The sequence below is a fragment of the Pseudomonas sp. 86_A genome, assembly GCF_017491705.1.
Lineage (GTDB): Bacteria > Pseudomonadota > Gammaproteobacteria > Pseudomonadales > Pseudomonadaceae > Aquipseudomonas > Aquipseudomonas koreensis.
This window is the reverse complement of sequence record NZ_JAFGYS010000002.1, coordinates 374210-397247: the sequence shown is the minus strand read 5'-3', so window position 1 is coordinate 397247 and position 23038 is coordinate 374210. Positions and strand designations below refer to the sequence as shown.

Here is a 23038-nt window from a genome sequence, read left to right as displayed (position 1 = left end):
TCACCGCAGGGCAGTAACAGGTAACAAATCATGGCAAAAGAATACAGCCGTACCCAACGTATCGGCGATCAGATGCAGCGTGAGCTGGCCCAGCTGATCCGTCGTGAAGTCAAAGATCCACGTGTTGGCCTGGTCACCATTACCGCAGTGGAAGTCAGCCGTGACGTCGGTCACGCGAAGATCTTCATCACCGTGATGGGGCAGGACAACGCCGAAGACATCGCGCAAAGCATCAAGGTGCTCAATGCTGCTGCAGGTTTCCTGCGCATGCAGTTGGCCCGTGAAATGAAGCTGCGCAGCGTGCCGCAGTTGCACTTCCACTACGACGAAAGCGTCGTGCGTGGTGCGCACCTGTCGGCCCTGATCGAGCGCGCCGTGGCTGAAGACAATCAGCACCTGGCCACCGCTGAACCTGAAGACACCAAGGAGTAATTCGGTGGCTCAGGTCAAACGTATCCGTCGTAATGTCAGCGGTATCATCCTGCTCGACAAGCCATTGGGGTTCACCTCCAACGCCGCGTTGCAGAAGGTTCGCTGGTTGCTCAACGCCGAGAAGGCCGGTCACACCGGCAGCCTCGACCCGTTGGCCACCGGTGTCTTGCCGTTGTGCTTTGGCGAGGCAACCAAGTTTTCGCAATACCTGCTCGATTCCGACAAGGGTTATGAAACCCTGGCGCAACTGGGCAAGACCACCACCACGGCCGATGCCGAGGGTGAGGTTTTGCAGGAGCGCGCGGTGACCGTTGGTCGCGCCGATGTCGAAGCGGTCCTGCCGAAATTTCGCGGTCAAATCAGTCAGATACCGCCGATGTACTCGGCACTCAAGCGTGACGGGCAGCCGCTGTACAAGCTGGCTCGTGCAGGCGAAGTAGTGGAGCGCGAACCGCGTTCTGTTACTATTGCGCGCTTGGAATTGCTGGCCTTCGAAGGCGATACTGCGCGTCTTGCGGTGGATTGCAGCAAGGGCACCTATATTCGCACCCTGGTGGAGGATATCGGTGAGCAGCTCGGTTGTGGTGCGTACGTCGCAGAACTGCGTCGTACCCAGGCCGGGCCTTTTACCCTGGCGCAGACCGTCACCCTCGAAGAGCTGGAAGCGGTACATGCCGAAGGCGGCAACGAAGCGGTCGACCGCTTCCTGATGCCATCGGACAGCGGCCTGCAGGATTGGCCGTTGTTGCACTTCTCCGAAGCGAGCGCGTTCTACTGGCTCAACGGCCAGCCGGTACGTGCCCCGGATGCTCCGAAGTTCGGCATGGTACGGGTACAGGATCACAATGGTCGCTTCATTGGTATCGGTGAAGTGAGCGAAGACGGGCGCATCGCGCCACGTCGACTGATTCGGTCAGAATGACCGAACGAGTGTGGCTGTTAACAGGCACGGTCACTACTCATTTATAGATACAGGGATTTGTCCCTGGCCTGTTGAAACTGTTTTTGAAACAGTTTCCTGATAAAAGGATTGCCTCATGGCTCTCGACGTTCAAGAAAAAGCTCAAATCGTTGCCGACTACCAGCAAGCTGTTGGTGATACTGGTTCGCCAGAAGTGCAAGTTGCACTGCTGACCGCCAACATCAACAAACTGCAAGGTCACTTCAAGGCCAACGGTAAAGACCACCACTCCCGTCGTGGTCTGATCCGCATGGTAAACCAGCGTCGTAAGCTGCTGGACTACCTGAAAGGCAAAGATCTGAGCCGTTACAGCGCTCTGATCGGCCGCCTGGGTCTGCGTCGCTAATCAGCGATTGCGCTATGAGGTTGGTTGTCTGTCAGGCATCAGCGGTTTTCCGCTGGTGGCTGGCAGGCTCCCAGCCTCAAGTTTTATCTGCACTACCGTTTTACCCGGACAGTCAGCGGGCCGATTCCCGACATTGCCCAAGAATTTCGCAAGAAACCAGTTCCCCCAAGAGCCACAAAGAAGGTAGGACACCGTGAACCCGGTAATCAAAAAATTCCAGTTCGGTCAGTCGACCGTTACCCTCGAGACTGGCCGTATCGCCCGTCAGGCCTCCGGCGCAGTATTGGTCACCGTTGACGACGACGTCAGCGTATTGGTGACCGTAGTCGGTGCCAAGCAAGCCGATCCAGGCAAGGGCTTCTTCCCTCTGTCCGTTCACTACCAGGAAAAGACTTACGCTGCCGGTAAGATCCCTGGCGGTTTCTTCAAGCGCGAAGGCCGTCCTTCCGAGAAAGAAACCCTGACTTCCCGACTGATCGACCGTCCGATCCGTCCGCTGTTCCCAGAAGGCTTCATGAACGAAGTGCAGGTTGTCTGCACCGTCGTTTCCACCAGCAAGAAGACCGATCCGGACATCGCTGCGATGATCGGTACCTCGGCTGCCCTGGCCATCTCGGGCATTCCGTTCGACGGCCCGATCGGCGCCGCTCGAGTGGCTTTCCACGAAAGCACCGGCTACCTGCTGAACCCGACTTACGAGCAGCAAGCTGCTTCGAGCCTGGACATGGTCGTTGCCGGTACTTCGGACGCCGTACTGATGGTTGAATCGGAAGCCAAAGAGCTGACCGAAGACCAGATGCTGGGCGCGGTACTGTTTGCTCACGACGAGTTCCAGGTGGTGATCAACGCCGTTAAAGAACTGGCCGCTGAAGCTGCCAAGCCAACCTGGACCTGGGCGCCTGCTCCAGAAGCCACCGAACTGCTGGGCGCGATCCGTGCCGAGTTCGGCGAAGCGATCTCCCAGGCTTACACCATCACCGTCAAGGCTGACCGCTACGCACGTCTGGGCGAGCTGAAAGACCAGGTCGTTGCCAAGCTGTCCGGCGAAGAAGGCCAGCCATCGGCTGCCGACGTCAAAGCTGCTTTCGGCGAAATCGAATACCGCACCGTTCGCGAAAACATCGTTAACGGCAAGCCACGTATCGACGGCCGCGACACCCGTACCGTACGTCCGCTGAACATCGAAGTCGGCGTTCTGCCGAAGACTCACGGTTCGGCCCTGTTCACCCGTGGTGAAACTCAGGCTCTGGTCGTTGCGACCCTGGGTACTGCCCGTGACGCGCAGCTGCTGGACACCCTGGAAGGCGAGAAAAAAGACCCGTTCATGCTGCACTACAACTTCCCTCCGTTCTCGGTGGGCGAGTGTGGTCGCATGGGTGGTGCTGGTCGTCGTGAAATCGGTCACGGCCGTCTGGCGCGTCGTTCGGTTTCGGCCATGCTGCCAGCCGCTGACGTGTTCCCGTACACCATCCGCGTGGTGTCGGAAATCACCGAATCCAACGGTTCGAGCTCGATGGCTTCCGTTTGCGGCGCTTCCCTGGCCCTGATGGACGCTGGCGTGCCAATGAAGGCGCCGGTTGCCGGTATCGCCATGGGTCTGGTTAAAGAAGGCGAGAAGTTCGCCGTCCTGACCGACATCCTGGGTGACGAAGACCACCTGGGCGACATGGACTTCAAGGTAGCCGGTACCGCCAAAGGCGTCACCGCGCTGCAGATGGACATCAAGATCAAGGGCATCACCGAAGAGATCATGGAAATCGCTCTGGGCCAAGCCCTGGAAGCGCGCCTGAACATCCTCGGCCAGATGAACCAGATCATTGGCCAGTCGCGTACCGAACTGTCGGCCAACGCTCCGACCATGATCGCGATGAAGATCGACACCGACAAGATCCGTGACGTTATCGGTAAAGGTGGCGCGACCATCCGTGCGATCTGCGAAGAGACCAAGGCTTCGATCGACATCGAAGACGACGGCTCGATCAAGATTTTCGGCGAAACCAAGGATGCTGCAGAAGCTGCTCGTCAGCGCGTTCTGAGCATCACTGCAGAAGCCGAGATCGGCAAGATCTACGTCGGCAAGGTTGAGCGCATCGTCGACTTCGGCGCATTCGTCAACATCCTGCCGGGCAAGGACGGTCTGGTGCACATCTCGATGCTGAGCGACGCTCGTGTAGAGAAAGTCACCGACATCCTGAAAGAAGGCCAGGAAGTGGAAGTGCTGGTACTGGACGTGGACAACCGCGGCCGTATCAAGCTGTCCATCAAAGACGTGGCAGCGGCCAAGGCTTCGGGCGTTTAATCACCCCATCGCTTTAGCGCAATAAAAATGCCCCGCCGTGAAAACGGCGGGGCATTTTTTTGTCTGCCATAAACGCATGTGTGGCGAGGGCGCTTGCTCCCGTCCGGCTGCGCGGCAGTCGTAAAAAACATCAGCCTCAGAAAGCTTGGGGTCGCTCCGCAACCCAGCGGTAGCAAGCTCCCTCGCCACAAGTGATAATCAGCAAAGACAACGCACAAATTTGCCGCAGCCCGAGACCGGTGCTAGGTTTAGCCCACCGCCCGTGTAGCTCAGCCGGTAGAGCAGCGCACTCGTAACGCGAAGGTCGCAGGTTCGATTCCTGTCTCGGGCAAAAATTATTTCACCTTGCGGCTCAGATCCTCGACGGTACGTTTGAGCTGATCCATGGCGCGATCCTGATCGTTGATTTTCTGCTTCAGGCTGGAAATTTCGCTGCTGGCGGAATTCGAGCTCGAACCGCTGTTGCGCTTGAGGTCTTCGACTTGGCGTCCGAGGGTATCCAGTTGACGGTCCTGATCCTTGACCTTGTTCTTCAGATCGTCGATTTCCTTGCTGCTGGAATTCGAACTGGAACCGCTGTTGCGTTTGAGTTCTTCAATCTGGCGTGACTGCTCGCGGACGGTATCGCGGATCTTTTGCAGTTCATCGATGCTGATATCGCTTTTGATGACGACATCTTTGCCGTAATCGTTGTGAATCAGCGAAACCTTATCGCCATAGGATGAGCTGCTGTTGCTCAGTTCAAGCGCCATGGCGCTGGCCGGCAACATCATGGCGGCGAGCAAGGTACTGGCAGACACAACGGAACAAATCTTCGAAAAGCTGCGCATCACTGGTTTTCCTTGTGAACAGCAAGAGTGAATGCCGATATGGCACATCGCTATGACTTGGAATCCGGATTTATGTTCCGCAGGTCAACTTTTTGTGAGACAGATGTAAAGAGCCGTGTAATTCGTCATGCAAACGTCCTATATTCGGTGCCTGCATGAGCATCGCTTAGCAGTTTTCAGATGATCCCGAATGGTTCCGAAGGCCGGAAAATCCGCGTCAGAGAGATCCTTGATGATCCAGATCCATCCTCCATTCTTACGATCAGCGAGAACGCCATGACCGAACTAACTCAAGAGCAACGTCACGAACTAGCGCTGGAAAAGTACAAGCTCGATGCGCCCCAACTGCTGGAAGAGATCAAGGACCTGAGTCCTGATGATCAGAAGGACCAGATCCAGTGGGCATTCGAAGACGAAGCTGAAGCCCAGAGCTTGCAGCCGTGGGAGTTGACGCTCAAGTACACCAGCACCCCTGAAGAGTTCAAGGCTCAGCGTCTTGTGCTGCACAAGGAGGCGGCCGAAGTGTTGGGCGTCGAGTGGGACGAGTACTGCGAGATGAACAATCTGGTGGTCTGAAACAAAAACGCCAGCCTCAACCGGGCTGGCGTTTTTTATTGCGTGACGGCTTCAGAGGCTCAGACGCATCGACAGATCCACCGCCTTCACATCCTTGGTCATCGCACCGATCGAGATGTAATCCACCCCGGTCTCGGCGATCGGCAGCAGCGTGCTTTCGTTGATGCCGCCGCTGGCTTCCAGTTTGGCTTTGCCGCCGTTCAGGCGCACGGCTTCGCGCATGTCATCCAGGCTCAGCTCGTCGAGCATGATGATATCGGCACCGGCTGCCAGCGCTTCTTTCAGCTCCTCCAGGCTTTCCACCTCAACTTCCACCGGTTTGCCCGGCGCGATCTTGTGCGCGGCGGCAATGGCCTGGGCGATGCCACCGCTGGCGGCGATGTGGTTTTCCTTGATCAGGAACGCGTCGTAGAGGCCGATGCGGTGGTTGTGGCAACCGCCGCAGGTCACCGCGTATTTCTGCGCCAGACGCAGGCCCGGCAGGGTCTTGCGGGTATCCAGCAGCTTGACCTGAGTCTGCGCTACGAAGTCCGCCAGATACTGCGCCCGCGTGGCCACGCCGGACAGCAGTTGCAGGAAGTTCAGCGCACTGCGCTCGCCGGTCAGCAGCGAACGCGCCGGGCCTTCCAGGTGAAACAGTGGCTGATTGGGTTTTACCCGTTCACCGTCACGTACCTGCCAATGCACCGCGACGCGCGGATCGAGCTGGCGAAACACGGTGTCGACCCACGCCGTACCGCAGATAACAGCGTCGTCGCGAGTGATGATGGTGGCTTTGGCCAGACGTTCGGCGGGGATCAGTTGCGCGGTGATGTCGCCGCTGCCGATGTCTTCGAGCAACGCACGGCGCACGTTGGCTTCGATTTCGGCGGTCAAATCGGCGAGACGTAGATTCGGCATAACGGGCTCCACAAACTAAGTGCGCCGATTATAGGGGTATGGCAGGAGCCAACCCAAGGCAAGAACTCGCGTGCCTGACTGCAGCTGGTCGATTTCCCGTGAGCAAAGCACCGTTATTCGTGGTCACTGGAGGGGGGCGCAGGCATAGGGGAAACCCTGAGAGCTGTAGCGCCCGGGACAAGTTTTGCAAGATAATCCGCCTTGCATTTGACGTCATAGCTTTGACGTCTGTCTGGGAACCTCGCTCTCACAGGGATTGCCCTGTAAGTGACAGAAGAATCACCGTTTCAGGAGGCTTGGATGCACAACGACGGGAATGTAGTGCCTTTGCACAAGGCTGCTACCGATCAGGCGAATCACTCGCCGCTCGCCCGCCTGCCTGTGATTCTGCTTCAGGTTCGCGACAAGGCTGCCCAGCAACTGCGTCATGGTTTGCAGGAGTTGTTCGATAACGCCGACGACACCCTGTTCGAGATGGCCGACCGGGCGCGTAACGACGTCGAACAGAACATCTTTTTCGAAGCCATGCGCGACCTGCGCCTCAAGCGCAAAAACATTGAGCGCGGGTTTCTCGAGCAATTCTTCGAAGCCTTCGTTGCCCTCATCCAGTACGACGCCGTACAGCAGACCCTGTCCGATGCACTGATGTTTGAGGAGTCGGCGCCGCGCACCGATGACATGGAGCGCAGCGTGGCCGTCGAGACCATGGTCGGCCGGGTGCTCAAGCGCGATGGCTTTGCCCTCGATCAGCTGACGGCGCGGCTCAACGCGCTGCTTGGCAAACACATCGACGATCAGCACAACCCGCTCGGCCCGGCGATGCTCTGCGAGTTTTTCCTGCAGGCCGGTCGCAATCTGGGCGTGGAGATCAAGGTCAAGCTGATCCTGCTCAAACTGTTCGAGCGCTATGTGTTGGCAGATATCGAGCAGTTATACGCCGAGGCCAATCAATTGCTGATCGCCACCGGCGTATTGCCCGAGTTGAAGCCGGCCCCGGCACGCCGAGCGATCGAGCGTGCCGCAGCGAGCATCAGCAGCGAAGAAGGCGACGAGCCGGCACCCGCCGACGAAGGCGTGCAAGAAGTCTTCGTCGCGCTACAGGAGCTGCTCCTGCACGTACGCGGCAGTGTCGCCCCGACCCTGGAGCCGAGCGTTGCGACGCAGCCGATCAGCACCCGCGACCTGCTGCGCCTGCTCTCGCACCTGCAACAGTACGTCCCGGCGCTGGCGGCGCAGGACGACTTCGATCTGCGCAACCAGCTCGAACAATTGCTGACGCGGGTCAGCGTCCGGAGCGGCAAGTCGCGCATCGTCGATGGCGCCGACGAGGACGTGATCAACCTGATCGCCATGGTCTTCGAATGCATCCTTGAGGACCGCAACCTGCCGGATTCGCTCAAGGCGCTGATCGCCCGTCTGCAGATTCCGATGCTCAAGGTCGCGGTGCTCGACAAGAGCTTCTTCAGCCGCAGCAGCCATCCGGCGCGGCGCCTGCTCAATGAGATCGCCGATGCGGCCATGGGCTGGGGCGATTGCACCGGCGAGGCGCGTGACAGCCTGTATCTGCGTATTGAACAAGTGGTGCAGCGCTTGCTGAGCGAGTTCGTTGACGACCCGGCGATTTTCTCCGAATTGCTCGCGGACTTTCTGGCCTTCACCAGCGATGAGCGTCGGCGCAGTGAATTGCTTGAGCAGCGTTTGCGCGACGCCGAAGAAGGGCGGGCGAAAACCGAACTGGCCCGGCAGCGGGTCGAACAGGCAGTGAATCAGGCGCTGCTGGGTAAAGTCTTGCCACCGTCGGTGGTGACGTTCGTCGGCGATGCCTGGAGCAAGGTGTTGCTGCTGACGTGCCTCAAGCACGGTGATCAGTCCGCCGAATGGCAGGCCGATGTACAGACCCTGGAACAACTGATCTGGAGCGTTCAACGGCATGACGAGGCGGACGCTGGCATGCGTTTGCTGGCGCTGGTACCGGGCTTGCTCAAGTCACTGCGCGACGGCCTGAGCAGTTCGGCGTTCGATCCGTTTGCCACCAGCGAATTTTTCAGCGAACTGGAAGCGTTGCATGTGCGCTTGCTCGACCCGGCCGCCGAGCAGGATCCAGCCGAGGCGGCGTTGGTCGAGGTGTCGCAGCACATTACCCTGCGCACGGCCGACGAAGGCTCTGGTAGCCTGAACCCGACAGGTCTTGCCCAGGATGACGCGGGGCTGCGGCAGGTCGACCAATTGCGCGTGGGCAGTTGGGTTGCGTTCCAGGAGGACGACGAGCACACCCTGCGCTGCAAACTGGCGGCCATCATCGAAACCACTGGCAAGTACGTGTTTGTCGACCGCACCGGGATGAAAGTGCTGGAGCGCAGCCGAGTCGGCCTGGCCCTGGAATTCCGCCGCGGCGCGGTGCGTGCGCTGGATGACACCTTGCTGTTCGACCGCGCGTTGGCGTCGGTGCTCGGCAATCTGCGACGACTCAATCGCGGCAAGTGATCGCGCGCCAGGGGCCGATCACGGCATACTGGGCGCCAAGACAGTCGGCGTTGAAGGAATCGGTATGCAGTTGGATCCCGCTAGCGGGTGGTGTCACGGGGTGCAGGTCTGCCCATCGCCCAACTTCAATGAACGCCCTGCGGGCGAAATTTCCCTGTTGGTGATTCACAACATCAGCCTGCCGCCGGCGCAGTTCGCCACCGGCAAGGTGCAGGAATTTTTCCAGAATCGCCTGGATGTCACCGAGCATCCGTATTTTGCAGGGATCGCCGACCTGCGCGTCTCGGCGCATTTTCTGATCGAGCGTGACGGCAGCGTCACCCAGTTTGTCTCCTGTCTTGAGCGGGCGTGGCATGCTGGCGTGTCAATGTTCGAAGGCCGCGAAACCTGTAACGATTTTTCCGTGGGCATCGAGCTCGAAGGCACCGATGATCTGCCCTTTACCGATGCGCAGTATCAGGCATTGATCACGCTGACCCGTCAGCTGCAAGCAGCATTTCCGGCTATCACCGGCGCCCGTATCTGCGGGCACAGCGACATCGCACCCGGGCGCAAGACCGATCCTGGCCCGGCATTCGACTGGGCGCGTTACCGCGCCGCCCTGGCACAAGAGGAAGGACAATGAGTTTTCTGGTGTTACTGCTGGCGCTGTGGATCGAGAAATTCTCGGCCCTGCGCCATCGGGTTCAACGCGACGGCGGATGGATCCGCGAACTGCACAAACTCGAAAGCACCGCGCGTCTGGCCCAGCGGCCGTGGCTGGTGCTGACGATTCTGGTGTTGCTGCCGGTGGCACTGCTCGGCTTGTTGCTGCTGGTGCTGGAACCGGTGGCGTACGGCCTGCTGGCCTTGCCGGTGCACTTACTGGTGGTGATTTACGCCTTGGGGCGCGGTGATCTGCTCGGTGGTCTCGGGCCGTTCCGTGACGCCTGGCGCCGCGAAGACCTGCAAGCCGCCGCACACGTGGCCAAGCGTGACCTGGACATCTGCGCCGACAGCGGCGAGCAGTTGCTGGATCAGGTACAGGGCCACCTCTTGTGGCAGGCCTATCAGAGCTTCTTCGCGGTGATCTTCTGGTATTTCGTGCTCGGTCCGGTGGCGGCGCTGGCCTATCGCTTGCTGGCCCTGGCGCAAGAGCATGGGCAGAGTCCGGCGGTGGTGGAAAGGGCGGGGCAGTTGCGCCATGCCTTCGACTGGGTGCCGGTGCGTCTGTTGGCTGCCAGCTTTGCCCTGGTCGGCAACTTCGTCGCGGTCAGCCGGGTGATGTTGCACGAACTGCTGAACTGGAACATCAGCGCGGCGCACCTGATCAGCAAGGTCGGGCTGGCTGCCGGCGAGATCCCGCCGCCGGTGGTCGGGCCGGAAGGCATCAACACCCTCGATTGTCTGTGGGAGCTGCTGCTGCGCGCGGCGGTGCTGTGGTATGCCGGGTTTGCCTTGTGGACAGTCTTGATTCACTGATCCCTCAGGGAAATTCATTGTGGCGAGGGAGCTTGCTCCCGCTGGGTGGCGAAGCCGCCCTCGCTGTTCATCATTAACAACGCGTCCAGGCGATTTGCGTCTGCTGCGCAGCCGAGCGGGAGCAAGCTCCCTCGCCACAGGGTGAGCGATCTGCACAGGCAGTCGTTAACCTTAAGTTACAAAACCTCCCCTCGATTTGAGCTATACAGAGACAGCGCCCGATAGTGGCTATCTGCTGTCGCCCCGCGCCTGCCAATAAAAACAAGAAAAGCCAAGGGAGACTTCCAGTGAAGAGCTTGCTCTATCCCGCCGTCTCGCTGATGAACCGTCTGAGCTTCGGCATGAAGTTCAGCCTGATCAGCGTGCTGTTTCTGGTGCCGATGCTGGTGACCAATTTCTATCTGGTGCGCGATTCCTATCGCGAATTCCAGGGCACTCGCGTCGAGTTGCAGAGCCTCGACCTGCTGGGCAACAGCCTGACCCTGCGCCGGGATCTGGAAACCCTCAATAACCGGGTGCAAATCAACGTCATCCTCGGCCAATCCGGCAAGGCCGACAATCTCGAGGCGCAGATCAGCAGCCTGGAACAAGCCGTGCTCGCACGTCTGCAAGGGCTGAAGGCGACGACCGAGGATCCGGAGCAGATCAAGGTGTTCGACGGCAAACGCGATGAAATGATCAGCGTGTTCAAGGCCCAGCAAGCGGAAAATTCTCTGCAAAGCAAAAGCGGGATGATCGGCAAACTGCTGGGCAACGCGCAGATCTTCAGCCAGATCATCGCCAGTCAGGCCGGTCTGAGCCGTGACAATCAGGGCGACATCCGTCAGCTCAGCGAACTGGTGACTAACATTACGCCGGCGGTGACCCAGACCCTCGGTGAAGGCCGCGCCATCGGTTCGTATTCGTTGGGCCAGGGCTTTCTCAACAGCTCGTCGAGCACCCGTTTCGACGAGTTGCTGGCGCAGATCGAAAAACTTCAGGCCGAATATGCCCTGAAACTGGCGGACGCCCTCGACTCCAGCAAAGCCGCACGCGCCGGCCTCAGTGCTCAGGCCGACAGCAGCAAGGCGTCGCTCAAGCAGGCCAGCGAACTGTTCGAAGAGAAAGTGGTGGTGGCCGAGACCCTCGATACCCCGTGGCAGGCGTTCTACGACCAGGTCACCGGGTTGATGGACATGACCTACCAGCTCAACGACGCGACCCTGAAATTCCTCGAGACCCAATTGCAGCAACGCCTGGCGCAAAACCGTACGCACATGCTGTTGCAGGCTGTGGCGTTGACGGTGGTGTTCGTGCTGATTTTCTATCTCTACGGCGGTTTCTACGCATCGACCCGTACCACGCTCAAACGTCTGGGCGCGATGATGGACAAGGTCGCGGCCGGTGACATGACGGTCAATTTCGTCGCGCAGAGCCGTGATGAACTCGGCGAGCTGGGCGAGGTGTTCAATGGCACGGTGAGGAAGATCCACGACCTGATCGAACGGGTCGGTCATACCGTGAGCGAAGTCGAGCGTCAGGCCGGGCAGGTGGAAAATGTCTCCGCACAAAGCAATCAGGCGGTGGCTGGACAGCGCACGCAGATCGAGCAAGTGGCGACGGCGATGAACCAGATGTCGGCGACCTCGCTGGAAGTGGCACGCAGCGCAGCGGCGGCGGTGAGCAGCGCCCACAGCGTCAACGACGAAACCATCAGCGGTCGCGGGCTGGTCGAGTCGCAGCAGGGCAGTATTGCCGCGCTGGCCAGCGAGATCGATCAGTCAGTGCGGGTAATCAATCAACTGGCCAGTGACAGCCAGTCGATCAGCCGCGTGCTGGAAGTGATCAAGAGCATCGCCGAGCAAACCAACCTGCTGGCGCTCAACGCTGCCATCGAAGCCGCTCGCGCCGGTGAGCAGGGGCGTGGCTTTGCCGTGGTCGCGGACGAGGTGCGCACCCTGGCCAAGCGCACCCAGCAATCGACCGAAGAAATCGAGCAGATGATCACCAAGCTGCACGGTGGGGTCGGCGCGGCAGTGAAAGCCATGGGTGTCAGCCATCAGATGGCCAATGGCACGGTCGGGCAGTCGGAAAAGGTCCAGCAGGCGCTGGAAAACATTCTCGGCGCGGTGGGCATGATCGTCGACCAGAACCAGCAGATCGCTGCTGCCGTGGAGCAACAGACCGCCGTGGCGCACGACATCGACCAGAACATCGTCGAGATCAACCGCGCCGGCGAGCGCACGGCCCAAGGCGCGCATCAGACCGAGGATGCCAGCCGGGCATTGTCGGCGCAGGTGGTGGAGCTCAAGCAGTTGATCAGCGCGTTCCGCGTCTGAATCCTGACCCGGCGCAAGGCCCTGTAGTGAGGGGATTCATCCCCGATGGGACGCGAAGCGTCCCTTCATGTCTGTAAGTGATCAGGGACTGCTGCGCAGTCCATCGGGGATGAATCCCCTCGCTACAGGGTTCACGCCTGCAAGGGTGATGTCAGAACATTTTGTAATGCATTGATCCTTACGTTTGTAAGCCAAATCCTGTTTTCTTTCGACGGCTGGCTTTTCGTCATTAATGAGCCAGTATCCCTGTTCCGCTGACTGCGTCGAGGAGGCCGCTCATGTCCGTTGCAACCCTGGGAATCCAGGGCCGTTGTGCACATTGCCAGACCACGCAAGGGCTCAAGCCGTGGCAACTGAATGCCATCGCGATCAACGAACCGTTCACCTGCGCGCACTGCCAGAAAAGCCTGGAGTTGCGCTGCCCGAAACAGATCAAACGCTTCCGATCTCTCGATTCGCTGGGACTGTTGCGTTTCAGTGCGTCACTGACGGTGTGCACCGCATTGCTGGTGGCGCTGGTCATGGAATGGATCGGGCTGCTCAGCGTGACTGAACAGCTGAACGCATCACTGATCGTGATTTTCGTGTACTTCGCGCTGCTGCGCTTTGTTCATCATCGCCAGCACATGACCTTGATCCTCGACGCGGCCAAGGCTCACGGCGACTGATTACCAGCCGAATACTTCGCAACTGTTGGCGGTGCTGGCGACGGCCAGTTGCTGTGGGCTGATCTTCATCAGTTCGGCGAGCGCCGTGCAGATTGCCGGCAGGTGCGCGGGGCTGTTGCGCTGGCCGGGGAACATCGCGGGGGCCATGTCCGGTGAATCGGTTTCCAGCACGATCGACGCCAGCGGCAGATCCGCCAACACCCGATGCATGCGCAACGCCTGCGGCCAGGTCGGTGCTCCACCCAGTCCGAGTTTGAAACCGAGTTTGATGTATTCGCGCGCCTCTTCACGGCTGCCGGCGAAGGCGTGGATGATGCCGGCGCGTTTGAGCTTGAAGCGCTTGAGCGTGGCAATCACCGCCGCGTGGCTGCGGCGCACGTGGATCAGCGCCGGCAGCTCGAAGTCCGCCGCCAGTTGCAGCTGCGCGTCGAACAGCGTCTGCTGGCGTTCGCGGTCGAGGGTTTCGATGAAGTAATCCAGACCGATCTCGCCCACCGCGCACAACTGCCGATGGCCGTGCAGGCGGGTCAGCCAGTCGCCCAACGCGGTCAGATCCTGCGGGCGATGCTGCTCGAGGTACACCGGGTGCAGACCGAATGCCGCGTACAGCTCGGCATCGCCCTGCACCAGATCCCACACCCGTTGCCAGTTGCCCTCATGGACCCCCAGCACCACCATCCGCCGTACCCCGAGGGCACGGCTTTGGGCAAGCAACGCCGAACGGTCGGCGTCGAAGTCGGGGAAGTCGAGGTGGGTGTGGCTGTCGATCAGCTCCACGGTTCAGTCCCGGTGAATACGCTGCTTGAAGGTACGGGCGATGGCCTGCACACCGGGCTCGTATTCGGATTGCTCGACGGCGGCCAGCGCCAGTTCCAGCGCCTTGTCGGCGATCAACTGGTGCTGCTGGGCCATGGCGTTGACTGGCAGCGGCAGGAAGTCCAGCAACTGCGTGTCACCGAAGGTGCCGAGGCGCAGCGGACGGGACTTGAGCGGGAAGTCATGCAGTGCATCGAACACGCCTTGCAGCAGCACGTAGGAGGTGGTCACCAGCGCATCCGGCAAATGCCCCAGACGCTGCAGGAGTTCTTCCATCAACTGCTTGCCGCACTCGCGGCTGAAGGATTCGGCGTGCTCGACCAGCACTTCGCCTTTGAAATCGACCAAGGCTTGCTTGAACCCGGCGGCACGTTCCTGGCTGATGCTCAGTTCCGGTCGCGCGCCGAGCAGCACGATCTGTTTCGGCTGCGGGTCGAGCAGGCTTTGGGTCAGGTGCAGGCTGGCTTCACGGTCATCACTGATCACCGAGCAGAAATGCTCCGGTTCCATGACCCGGTCGATGGCGATGATCGGCAGCCCCTTGGCCTGCAATTGACGGTAGCTGTCGTCACCGGCCGGCAGGCAACTGGCGACGATCAGCGCATCGCAGCGGCGGGCGCGGAACAGTTGCAGCAACTGGCGCTCGCTGTCCGGCGCATCGTCGGAACTAGCGATCAGCAGCTGATAGCCGCGCGCCCGGGCACCTTGTTCCAGCAGTTTGGCGATCCGCGCGTAACTGGGGTTTTCCAGGTCCGGCAGGATGAACCCCAAGGTGCGCGTGTGCCGACTGCGCAGCCCGGCCGCTTGTGGATTGGGCGTGAAGCCGTGCTGCTCGACCACCGCACGCACCCGCTCGACGGTCGCGGTGCTGATGCGTTGCTGTTCGGCCTTGCCGTTGATGACGTAGCTGGCGGTGGTCACGGACACTCCGGCCAACCGCGCGATATCACTGAGTTTCAACCCGGTATTTCCTTGTTTTTTCGAGCTAGCCCCGACATTTTCGCCAATCCTACCCGATTAGGGCAGGCGACTATTGTCGCAGCGCATCCGACAAGTTGGACTTCAAGGATGAGACATTATCGAGTAACGTGCCGATCAATCTAGATTAAACGTTTCAGCAAGCGTATTTTCTACGTTTTAGACGCCTTTGGCCGGTTCTGCCGCGAAACCGCCAAAACTGCCGCTGAAAAGCAGGCTGACCAGCGCCTAAGCTGTGACTATTCAAAACAATACCTGGCGCATCCATGTGCCAAAAAGGAGATCGCATGCTCGAGCTCACTATAGAGCAGATATCCATGGGCCAATCGGCCGTGGATAAACCCGCCGCCCTGCAATTGCTCGCCAATCACCTGGTGGCCGATGGTCTGGTCGCCGATGGCTACCTCGCCGGCTTGCAGGCCCGGGAAGCCCAGGGCTCGACCTTTCTCGGTCAAGGTATTGCCATCCCCCACGGTACGCCCGAGACCCGCGATCAGGTATTCGCCACCGGCGTGCGCCTGATGCAGTTTCCCGAGGGCGTGGATTGGGGCGATGGGCAGATCGTTTATCTGGCGATCGGCATCGCCGCCAAATCCGACGAACACTTGCGCCTGCTGCAACTGCTGACCCGCGCCCTCGGCGAGACCGATCTGGGCCAAGCCCTGCGCCGCGCCAGCTCCCCGGAAGCGCTGTTGAAACTGCTGCAAGGCGCACCGCAGGAATTGGCGCTGGATGCCCAGATGATCGGTCTCGGCGTGTCGGCAGATGATTTCGAAGAACTGGTCTGGCGTGGCGCGCGTCTGCTGCGTCAGGCCGATTGTGTGAGCAACGGCTTTGCCGGCGTATTGCAGCAAGTCGAAGCGCTGCCGCTGGGCGATGGCCTGTGGTGGCTGCACAGCGAACAAACCGTGAAGCGTCCGGGCCTGGCCTTCGTCACCCCGGACAAACCGATGCGCTACCTCGGCCAGCCGCTCAGCGGTCTGTTCTGTCTGGCCAGTCTCGGTGAAGCGCATCAGGCCTTGCTTGAACGTCTGTGCGCGTTGTTGATTGAAGGTCGTGGCCATGAATTGGGCCGCGCCACCAGCAGCCGCAAAGTCCTCGAAGTGCTTGGCGGCGAACTGCCCGCCGACTGGCCGAGCGCCCGCATCGCGCTGGCCAACGCCCACGGTCTGCACGCACGCCCGGCGAAGATCCTCGCGCAACTGGCGAAGAGTTTCGACGGCGAAATCCGCGTGCGCATCGTCGACAGCCAGGACAGCGCCGTGTCGGTGAAGAGCCTGAGCAAGCTGCTCAGCCTCGGTGCCCGTCGCGGTCAGGTGCTGGAGTTGATCGCTGAACCGAGCATCGCCGCCGACGCTTTGCCGGCGCTCTTGGCCGCCATCGAAGAAGGCCTGGGTGAAGAAGTCGAACCGCTGCCAGCGGTAAGCCAGCAACGCGAAGTCATTGCCGATATCGCCGAAGTGCTGATCGCCCCGGCGTCCGGCGCGCAGTTGCAGGCGATTCCGGCGGCACCGGGCATCGCCATCGGCCCGGCGCATATTCAGGTGCAGCAAGCCATCGATTACCCGTTGCGCGGTGAGTCCGCCGCCATCGAGCGTGAACGCCTCAAGCAAGCGCTGGACGATGTGCGCCGCGACATTCAGGGCTTGATCGAACGCAGCAAAGCCAAGGCAATTCGCGAGATCTTCATCACCCACCAGGAAATGCTCGACGACCCGGAATTGACCGACGAAGTCGACACCCGCCTCAAGCAAGGCGAAAGCGCCGAAGCGGCGTGGATGGCAGTGATCGAAGCGGCGGCCCGACAACAGGAATCTTTGCAGGACGCGTTGCTCGCTGAGCGGGCGGCGGACCTGCGTGACATCGGGCGCCGGGTGCTGGCGCAACTCTGCGGTGTGCAGACGCCGAGCGAACCGGAGCAACCGTACATTCTGGTGATGGACGAGGTCGGCCCGTCGGACGTGGCGCGACTCGATCCGGCGCGCGTCGCGGGGATTCTCACCGCGCGTGGCGGCGCCACTGCACACAGCGCCATCGTCGCCCGTGCCTTGGGCATCCCGGCGCTGGTGGGCGCCGGTGCTGCGGTGTTGCTGCTCAAACCGGGCACGCCGTTGCTGCTCGACGGCCAGCGCGGTCGCCTGCACGTCGACGCCGACGCCGCGACCCTGCAACGCGCCGCCGAAGAACGCGACACCCGTGAGCAGCGCCTCAAGGCTGCCGCCGAACAACGCCACCAACCGGCGCACACCACCGACGGCCACGCCGTGGAAGTGTTCGCCAACATCGGCGAAAGCGCCGGGGTCAGCGCTGCGGTGGAGCAGGGCGCCGAAGGCATTGGTCTGCTGCGCACCGAACTGATTTTCATGGCTCACCCGCAGGCGCCGGACGAGGCTACTCAGGAAGCCGAATACCGCCGCGTCCTCGATGGCCTCGCCGGCCGGCCGCTGGTGGTGCGCACGCTGGACGTCGGCGGCGACAAACCGCTGCCGTATTGGCCGATCGCCAAGGAAGAAAACCCGTTCCTCGGCGTGCGCGGCATTCGCCTCACGTTGCAGCGTCCGCAGGTCATGGAAGCGCAACTGCGCGCGTTGCTGCGTTCGGCGGACAACCGGCCGTTGCGCATCATGTTCCCGATGGTCGGCAGCGTCGAAGAATGGCGTCAGGCCCGCGACATGACCGAGCGTCTGCGCCTGGAAATCCCGGTTGCGGACCTGCAACTGGGGATCATGATCGAAGTGCCGTCCGCGGCCTTGCTGGCGCCGGTGTTGGCGAAAGAAGTCGATTTCTTCAGCGTCGGCACCAACGACCTGACGCAATACACCCTGGCCATCGACCGGGGGCACCCGACGCTCTCGGCCCAGGCCGATGGCCTGCACCCGGCGGTGCTGCAATTGATCGACATCACCGTGCGCGCCGCGCATGCCCATGGCAAATGGGTCGGCGTGTGCGGCGAGCTGGCAGCAGATCCGCTGGCGGTGCCGGTGCTGGTCGGCCTCGGCGTCGATGAGCTGAGCGTGTCCGGGCGCAGCATCGCCGAGGTCAAGGCGCGCATCCGCGAACTCAGCCTGACCCAGGCGCAAACCCTTGCTCAACACGCCCTCATCGTGGGCAGCGCGAACGAAGTGCGTGCATTAGTGGAGGCCCTGTAATGGCCAAGATTCTCACCCTGACCCTCAACCCGGCGCTGGACCTCACGGTCGAGCTGCCGCGCCTGGAGGCCGGTCAGGTCAACCGCAGCGACGAGATGCACACCCATGCTGCCGGCAAGGGCGTAAACGTCGCCCAGGTGCTCGCGGACCTCGGGCATCAACTGACGGTCAGCGGTTTTCTCGGCGAAGACAATCTGCAGGCCTTCGAAACCTTGTTCGCCAAGCGCGGCTTTGTCGACGCGTTCATCCGCGTGCCGGGCGAGACGCGCAGCAACATCAAGGTCGCCGAGCACGACGGGCGCATCACCGACATCAACGGCCCGGGGCCGGTGGTCGACGCGGCGGCCCAGCAGGCGCTGCTCGATCGTCTGGTGCAGATTGCACCGGGGCATGACGCGGTGGTGGTGGCCGGCAGTTTGCCGCGTGGCGTCACCGCGCAGTGGTTGCGCGAGCTGATCGAACGGCTGAACGAACTCGGCCTGAAAGTTGCCCTCGACAGCAGCGGCGAAGCCTTGCGCGCGGCCATTGAAGCGCGCCCGTGGCTGATCAAGCCGAACACCGAAGAACTCGCCGATGCGCTGGATTGCGATGTGGTCTCGCACGCTGCCGAAGCACAGGCGGCGGCGTGCTTGCACGCCAAGGGCATCGAGCATGTGGTGATTTCCCATGGTGCCGATGGCGTGAACTGGTTCAGCGTCGGTGCGGCGCTGCATGCCACACCGCCCAAGGTGACGGTCGCCAGCACGGTGGGTGCTGGTGACTCGTTGCTGGCCGGCATGCTCCACGGTCTGCTCAGCGCCGATACGCCCGAGCAGACCTTGCGCAGCGCCACGGCGATTGCCGCGATGGCGGTGACGCAGATCGGTTTTGGCATCAACGACACCGCGCAACTGGCGCGGCTCGAACAGGGCGTGCGCGTGCGTCCCCTGACAGAACAATAAGAGGGTTTGTCATGAAGTTAGCCATTGTCACGGCCTGCCCGAACGGCATGGTCACCAGTGTGCTGTGCGCCCGTCTGCTCGACGCGGCAGCCCAGCGTCAGGGCTGGAGCACCAGCGTTGAAGTGGTGGATGCGGCGCACCCGGAACGTGAACTGTCGGCCGCGACCATTGCGGCGGCGGAGTGGGTGCTGCTGGTGGTCACCGGCGACATCGACATGACGCGTTTCGTCGGCAAGCGCGTGTTCCGCATTGCCCCGGCGCAAGCGCTGCAGGATGTGGAAGCGGTGCTGCGCCGGGGGGCGCAAGAGGCTGAAGTGTACGTCGCCTCTGACGCTGCCCCGGCGCCCGCTGCGCTACGTGCGCCGCGCATCGTCGCGATCACCGCGTGCCCGACCGGCGTCGCCCATACCTTCATGGCGGCCGAGGCGTTGCAGCAGACGGCCAAGCGTCTGGGCTATGAACTGCACGTCGAAACCCAGGGTTCGGTCGGCGCGAAAACCCCGCTCAGCGCCACGGCGATTGCCGAGGCGGACGTGGTGTTGCTGGCGGCCGACATCGAAGTTGCCACCGAGCGTTTCGCCGGCAAGAAGATCTACCGTTGCGGCACCGGCATTGCGCTCAAGCAGTCCGAAGCGACACTGAAAAAAGCCCTCGCCGAAGCTCAGGTGGAGAGCGCCGCGAGTGACGGCAAGGCACCGGCCAAGCAGGAGAAAACCGGTGTCTACAAACACCTGCTGACCGGTGTGTCGTTCATGCTGCCGATGGTGGTGGCCGGTGGTTTGATGATCGCGTTGTCGTTCGTCTTCGGCATCACCGCGTTCAAGGAAGAAGGCACGCTGGCGGCGGCGCTGATGCAGATCGGCGGCGAGACTGCGTTCAAGCTGATGGTGCCGCTGCTCGCCGGTTACATCGCCTATTCGATCGCCGACCGTCCGGGCCTGGCGCCGGGGATGATCGGCGGTTTGCTCGCCAGTACGCTGGGGGCAGGGTTCATCGGCGGTATCGTCGCCGGGTTTATTGCCGGGTATGCGGCCAAGGCCATCAGTCGTTATGTCGCCTTGCCGCAGAGTCTTGAAGCGCTGAAACCGATTCTGATCATCCCGCTGTTCGCCAGCCTGTTCACCGGGCTGGTGATGATCTACGTGGTGGGCAAACCGGTCGCCGGCATGCTCGCGGCGCTCACGCATTTCCTCGACAGCATGGGCACCACCAACGCGATCCTGCTCGGCGTATTGCTCGGCGGCATGATGTGCGTCGACCTCGGCGGCCCGATCAACAAAGCCGCGTATGCGTTCTCGGTGGGCCTGCTGGCCTCGCAGAGTTATGCGCCGATGGCCGCGACCATGGCCGCCGGCATGGTGCCGCCGATCGGGCTGGGCATCGCCACCTTCATCGCCCGGCGCAAGTTCGCCCAGACCGAGCGCGAGGCCGGTAAAGCGGCGCTGGTGCTGGGGCTGTGCTTCATCTCCGAAGGGGCGATTCCGTTTGCCGCCAAGGACCCGCTGCGGGTGATCCCGGCGAGCATCGCTGGCGGTGCGTTGACCGGCGCCCTGTCGATGTATTTCGGCTGCAAACTGATGGCGCCGCACGGTGGCCTGTTTGTGCTGGCGATCCCGAATGCGATCAATCATGCGTTGTTGTATCTGCTGGCGATTGTCGCGGGGAGTCTGCTCACGGCGGTGGTGTATGCGCTGGTCAAACGGCCCGAGGCTGTCGAGCTGGCGATGGAACCCGCCAAAGCCTGACACCGATCTCTGTAGGAGTGAGCCTGCTCGCGATTGCACTCTGTCTAATACATCAATGTTGACGGAAACACCGCCATCGCGAGCAGGCTCACTCCTACAAGAGCCAGTGTCATGGCGAGTTCACACAGCCGTGCTTAAGTTTTCCTTTTTCCAGGGAGAACAGCATGAGCGATTTCAATCCGGGGCGTCGGCGGGTCATGCAAGTGGTGGGTGCCGGGCTGCTGATGCCGGGGCTGGCGCCGGCAGTGATCGCGTCGGTCAAGGATCGGCCGCAACTGACTGACGGCGTGCAATCCGGTGACCTGCAGGGCGACCGCGCGATGATCTGGAGCCGCAGCGACCGTCCGGCGCGGATGGTGGTCGAGTGGGACACCCGCAGCCAGTTTCGCCACCCGCGCCGGGTCGTCTCGCCATTGGCCGACGCGCGCACCGATTTCACCGCCCGGGTTGAACTGACCGGGCTGCCCGCCGATCAGGCGATTTTCTATCGCGTATATTTCAAAGACGCGCAAACCGGCGTCGCCAGCGAACCGTGGCTCGGTCACTTGCGCAGCGCACCGACGGCGCGGCGTAACATCCGTTTCGTCTGGAGCGGTGACACCGTCGGCCAGGGTTTCGGCATCAACCCGGACATCGGCGGCATGCGCATCTACGAATCCATGCGTCTGCGCCTGCCGGACTTCTTTATCCACAGCGGCGACACCATCTACGCCGACGGCCCCGTACCGGCGCAACTGACCACCGAAGGTGGCCGCGTCTGGCGCAACCTCACCACCGAAGCCAAGAGCAAAGTCGCGCAGACCCTGGACGACTATCGCGGCAATTACCGCTACAACCTGATGGACGAAAACATCCGCCGCTTCAACGCCGAAGTGCCGCAGATCTGGCAGTGGGACGACCACGAAGTGGTCAACAACTGGTCGCCGGGCAAGCAGCTCGACGAGCGTTATCAGGAAAAAGATATCCACACCCTGGTCGGTCGTGCGCGCAAGGCCTGGCTGGAATATTCACCGATGCGTTTGCAGGCGGCCGACGGTGGTGGGCGGATTTATCGCAAGCTCAGTTACGGGCCGATGCTCGATGTGTTCGTGCTCGACATGCGCAGCTATCGCGGCGCCAACGACGACAATCTCGGCGCGGCCAAGCCGTTCCTTGGGCGTGAGCAACTGGACTGGCTCAAGCGTGGGCTGAAACACTCCAAGGCGCAGTGGAAGGTGATCGCCGCCGACATGCCGATCGGCCTCGGTGTGCCGGACGGTGAAGTCAGCCCGGGCGTGGCGCGCTGGGAAGCCGTGGCCAACGGTGATCCTGGCCCGGCTCAGGGGCGCGAGTTGGAAGTTGCCGAGCTGCTCGGTTTTCTGCGGGCGCAGCAGGTGCGCAACTTCGTGTTTCTGACGGCGGACGTGCATTACTGCGCGGCGCATCACTACCACCCCGATCGCGCCGCGTTTCAGGATTTCGAACCGTTCTGGGAGTTTGTCGCCGGGCCGCTGAATGCCGGGAGTTTCGGGCCCAACCCACTGGACAAGACCTTTGGCCCGGAAGTGGTGTTCCAGAAGGCGCCGCCGACCCAGAATGCTTCACCGTTTGCCGGGTTTCAGTTTTTTGGCGAGGTGAATATCGAGGGGCAGAGCGGGGAGATGAGTGTGGTGTTGCGGGATTTGAATGGTGTTGCGGTATTCGAGCAGAAGTTGCAGCCCGTCTGAAGATCAAAAACAACCCTCACCCCGGCCCTCCCGAAATCTCGGACCGCCTGGAGGGTGAGGGCATTTTGCGATTCGCCGCAATTCTTGTGATTTGCTCCAGCACATCATCCATCTGCTGCATCACTTCAAGATTACTGAACCGTACAACTTCAATGCCTTGACGTTCCAGAAAAAGCGTCCGACGTTGATCGTGGATCAAGCCCATCGTTTCGTAGTGTTGACCGCCGTCCAGCTCAATCGCCAGTTTCAGCTCGACACAGTAAAAGTCCAGCACGTAGGGCGGACACGGAACCTGCCTGCGGAATTTGAGATTGGCAGTCTGCCGTGAACGAAGCTTTTGCCAGAGCAGTTGTTCGCAATCGGTTTGGTTGGCGCGTAAATGGCGGGCGAATCGAGCGAGAGTGGGGCGAGTTTGCATGCTTCACGGT

General features: G+C 61.4%; 19 protein-coding genes and 1 tRNA gene. 15 read left to right on the top strand and 5 right to left on the bottom strand.

Features of this window, described 5'->3' with window-relative positions:
- Positions 1 to 30 precede the first annotated feature (30 nt).
- From rbfA to J5M57_RS05140, 5 genes are all read left to right on the top strand, one after another.
- Positions 31 to 432, top strand: coding sequence for a 30S ribosome-binding factor RbfA (rbfA, locus tag J5M57_RS05160; RefSeq protein WP_064585917.1), 402 nt, complete (start codon positions 31 to 33; stop codon positions 430 to 432).
- A 4-nt stretch (positions 433 to 436) separates the two neighbouring features.
- Complete coding sequence (gene truB, locus J5M57_RS05155) at positions 437 to 1354, top strand: tRNA pseudouridine(55) synthase TruB (protein WP_064585918.1); 918 nt, start codon at positions 437 to 439, stop codon at positions 1352 to 1354.
- 115 nt (positions 1355 to 1469) lie between these two features.
- Complete coding sequence (gene rpsO / locus J5M57_RS05150; RefSeq protein ID WP_003221553.1) at positions 1470 to 1739, top strand: 30S ribosomal protein S15; 270 nt, start codon at positions 1470 to 1472, stop codon at positions 1737 to 1739.
- Positions 1740 to 1932: 193 nt separating this feature from the next.
- A complete protein-coding gene (pnp, locus tag J5M57_RS05145) occupies positions 1933 to 4038 on the top strand; it encodes a polyribonucleotide nucleotidyltransferase (protein WP_007961443.1) in 2106 nt (701 codons plus the stop codon).
- A 258-nt stretch (positions 4039 to 4296) separates the two neighbouring features.
- Positions 4297 to 4369 (top strand) — tRNA-Thr (locus J5M57_RS05140).
- A 4-nt stretch (positions 4370 to 4373) separates the two neighbouring features.
- On the opposite strand, the gene J5M57_RS05135 is transcribed toward J5M57_RS05140, so the two are convergent.
- On the bottom strand, positions 4374 to 4868 hold the full coding sequence (locus tag J5M57_RS05135; RefSeq protein ID WP_083367044.1) for a hypothetical protein: 495 nt from the start codon (positions 4866 to 4868) through the stop codon (positions 4374 to 4376).
- Positions 4869 to 5144: 276 nt separating this feature from the next.
- Between J5M57_RS05135 and J5M57_RS05130 the strand changes: the two genes are divergently transcribed.
- The gene (locus J5M57_RS05130) at positions 5145 to 5444 is read left to right on the top strand and encodes a DUF6388 family protein (protein ID WP_207847775.1); all 300 of its coding nucleotides are present in this window, start codon (positions 5145 to 5147) and stop codon (positions 5442 to 5444) included.
- A 51-nt stretch (positions 5445 to 5495) separates the two neighbouring features.
- On the opposite strand, the gene nadC is transcribed toward J5M57_RS05130, so the two are convergent.
- The gene (gene nadC / locus J5M57_RS05125; protein WP_064585921.1) at positions 5496 to 6344 is read right to left on the bottom strand and encodes a carboxylating nicotinate-nucleotide diphosphorylase; all 849 of its coding nucleotides are present in this window, start codon (positions 6342 to 6344) and stop codon (positions 5496 to 5498) included.
- A gap of 300 nt (positions 6345 to 6644) precedes the next feature.
- Here nadC and J5M57_RS05120 point away from each other — a divergent pair, with 300 nt between their 5' ends.
- The 5 genes from J5M57_RS05120 (at position 6645) to J5M57_RS05100 (ending at position 13275) form a co-directional block, all read left to right on the top strand.
- Positions 6645 to 8828, top strand: coding sequence for a DUF1631 domain-containing protein (locus J5M57_RS05120; protein ID WP_207847774.1), 2184 nt, complete (start codon positions 6645 to 6647; stop codon positions 8826 to 8828).
- Positions 8829 to 8892: 64 nt separating this feature from the next.
- Positions 8893 to 9453 (top strand): 1,6-anhydro-N-acetylmuramyl-L-alanine amidase AmpD, encoded by a 561-nt coding sequence (ampD, locus tag J5M57_RS05115; protein WP_207847773.1) that lies wholly within the window; start codon positions 8893 to 8895, stop codon positions 9451 to 9453.
- On the top strand, positions 9450 to 10289 hold the full coding sequence (gene ampE, locus J5M57_RS05110; protein ID WP_207847772.1) for a regulatory signaling modulator protein AmpE: 840 nt from the start codon (positions 9450 to 9452) through the stop codon (positions 10287 to 10289). Before ampD ends, ampE begins: the two co-directional genes overlap by 4 nt.
- A 287-nt stretch (positions 10290 to 10576) precedes the next feature.
- Positions 10577 to 12607, top strand: coding sequence for a methyl-accepting chemotaxis protein (locus tag J5M57_RS05105; RefSeq protein ID WP_207847771.1), 2031 nt, complete (start codon positions 10577 to 10579; stop codon positions 12605 to 12607).
- A 278-nt stretch (positions 12608 to 12885) separates the two neighbouring features.
- On the top strand, positions 12886 to 13275 hold the full coding sequence (locus J5M57_RS05100) for a hypothetical protein (protein WP_064585925.1): 390 nt from the start codon (positions 12886 to 12888) through the stop codon (positions 13273 to 13275).
- Here J5M57_RS05100 and J5M57_RS05095 read toward each other — a convergent pair whose 3' ends face one another.
- Together J5M57_RS05095 and cra are read right to left on the bottom strand one after the other, a co-directional pair.
- A complete protein-coding gene (locus J5M57_RS05095) occupies positions 13276 to 14052 on the bottom strand; it encodes a TatD family hydrolase (RefSeq protein WP_207847770.1) in 777 nt (258 codons plus the stop codon). It lies immediately after the preceding gene.
- A gap of 3 nt (positions 14053 to 14055) precedes the next feature.
- Positions 14056 to 15051, bottom strand: a complete 996-nt coding sequence (gene cra / locus J5M57_RS05090; protein ID WP_169843068.1) for a catabolite repressor/activator — start codon at positions 15049 to 15051, stop codon at positions 14056 to 14058.
- 305 nt (positions 15052 to 15356) lie between these two features.
- On the opposite strand from cra, the gene ptsP reads away from it, so the two are divergent.
- From ptsP to J5M57_RS05070, 4 genes are all read left to right on the top strand, one after another.
- Positions 15357 to 18218, top strand: a complete 2862-nt coding sequence (gene ptsP, locus J5M57_RS05085) for a phosphoenolpyruvate--protein phosphotransferase (protein ID WP_064585928.1) — start codon at positions 15357 to 15359, stop codon at positions 18216 to 18218.
- Complete coding sequence (pfkB, locus tag J5M57_RS05080) at positions 18218 to 19159, top strand: 1-phosphofructokinase (RefSeq protein WP_083367039.1); 942 nt, start codon at positions 18218 to 18220, stop codon at positions 19157 to 19159. Before ptsP ends, pfkB begins: the two co-directional genes overlap by 1 nt.
- Before the next feature lie 11 nt (positions 19160 to 19170).
- A complete protein-coding gene (locus tag J5M57_RS05075) occupies positions 19171 to 20904 on the top strand; it encodes a PTS fructose-like transporter subunit IIB (RefSeq protein ID WP_207847769.1) in 1734 nt (577 codons plus the stop codon).
- 164 nt (positions 20905 to 21068) lie between these two features.
- Complete coding sequence (locus J5M57_RS05070) at positions 21069 to 22610, top strand: alkaline phosphatase D family protein (RefSeq protein WP_207847768.1); 1542 nt, start codon at positions 21069 to 21071, stop codon at positions 22608 to 22610.
- A gap of 16 nt (positions 22611 to 22626) precedes the next feature.
- Here the strand turns inward: J5M57_RS05070 and J5M57_RS05065 are convergent, their stop codons facing one another.
- Positions 22627 to 23028, bottom strand: a complete 402-nt coding sequence (locus J5M57_RS05065) for an endonuclease domain-containing protein (RefSeq protein ID WP_169843073.1) — start codon at positions 23026 to 23028, stop codon at positions 22627 to 22629.
- Positions 23029 to 23038 lie beyond the last annotated feature (10 nt).

Bases quoted from the DNA above. Each gene is read 5' to 3' on its own strand.
- J5M57_RS05065 (WP_169843073.1), bottom strand. From the start codon at position 23,028: ATGCAAACTCGCCCCACTCTCGCTCGATTCGCCCGCCATTTACGCGCC.
- J5M57_RS05135 (WP_083367044.1), bottom strand. From the start codon at position 4,868: ATGCGCAGCTTTTCGAAGATTTGTTCCGTTGTGTCTGCCAGTACCTTG.
- pfkB (WP_083367039.1), top strand. From the start codon at position 18,218: ATGGCCAAGATTCTCACCCTGACCCTCAACCCGGCGCTGGACCTCACG.
- ampE (WP_207847772.1), top strand. From the start codon at position 9,450: ATGAGTTTTCTGGTGTTACTGCTGGCGCTGTGGATCGAGAAATTCTCG.
- rbfA (WP_064585917.1), top strand. From the start codon at position 31: ATGGCAAAAGAATACAGCCGTACCCAACGTATCGGCGATCAGATGCAG.
- J5M57_RS05070 (WP_207847768.1), top strand. From the start codon at position 21,069: ATGAGCGATTTCAATCCGGGGCGTCGGCGGGTCATGCAAGTGGTGGGT.
- J5M57_RS05130 (WP_207847775.1), top strand. From the start codon at position 5,145: ATGACCGAACTAACTCAAGAGCAACGTCACGAACTAGCGCTGGAAAAG.
- J5M57_RS05100 (WP_064585925.1), top strand. From the start codon at position 12,886: ATGTCCGTTGCAACCCTGGGAATCCAGGGCCGTTGTGCACATTGCCAG.
- nadC (WP_064585921.1), bottom strand. From the start codon at position 6,344: ATGCCGAATCTACGTCTCGCCGATTTGACCGCCGAAATCGAAGCCAAC.
- J5M57_RS05120 (WP_207847774.1), top strand. From the start codon at position 6,645: ATGCACAACGACGGGAATGTAGTGCCTTTGCACAAGGCTGCTACCGAT.
- rpsO (WP_003221553.1), top strand. From the start codon at position 1,470: ATGGCTCTCGACGTTCAAGAAAAAGCTCAAATCGTTGCCGACTACCAG.
- ptsP (WP_064585928.1), top strand. From the start codon at position 15,357: ATGCTCGAGCTCACTATAGAGCAGATATCCATGGGCCAATCGGCCGTG.
- J5M57_RS05075 (WP_207847769.1), top strand. From the start codon at position 19,171: ATGAAGTTAGCCATTGTCACGGCCTGCCCGAACGGCATGGTCACCAGT.
- ampD (WP_207847773.1), top strand. From the start codon at position 8,893: ATGCAGTTGGATCCCGCTAGCGGGTGGTGTCACGGGGTGCAGGTCTGC.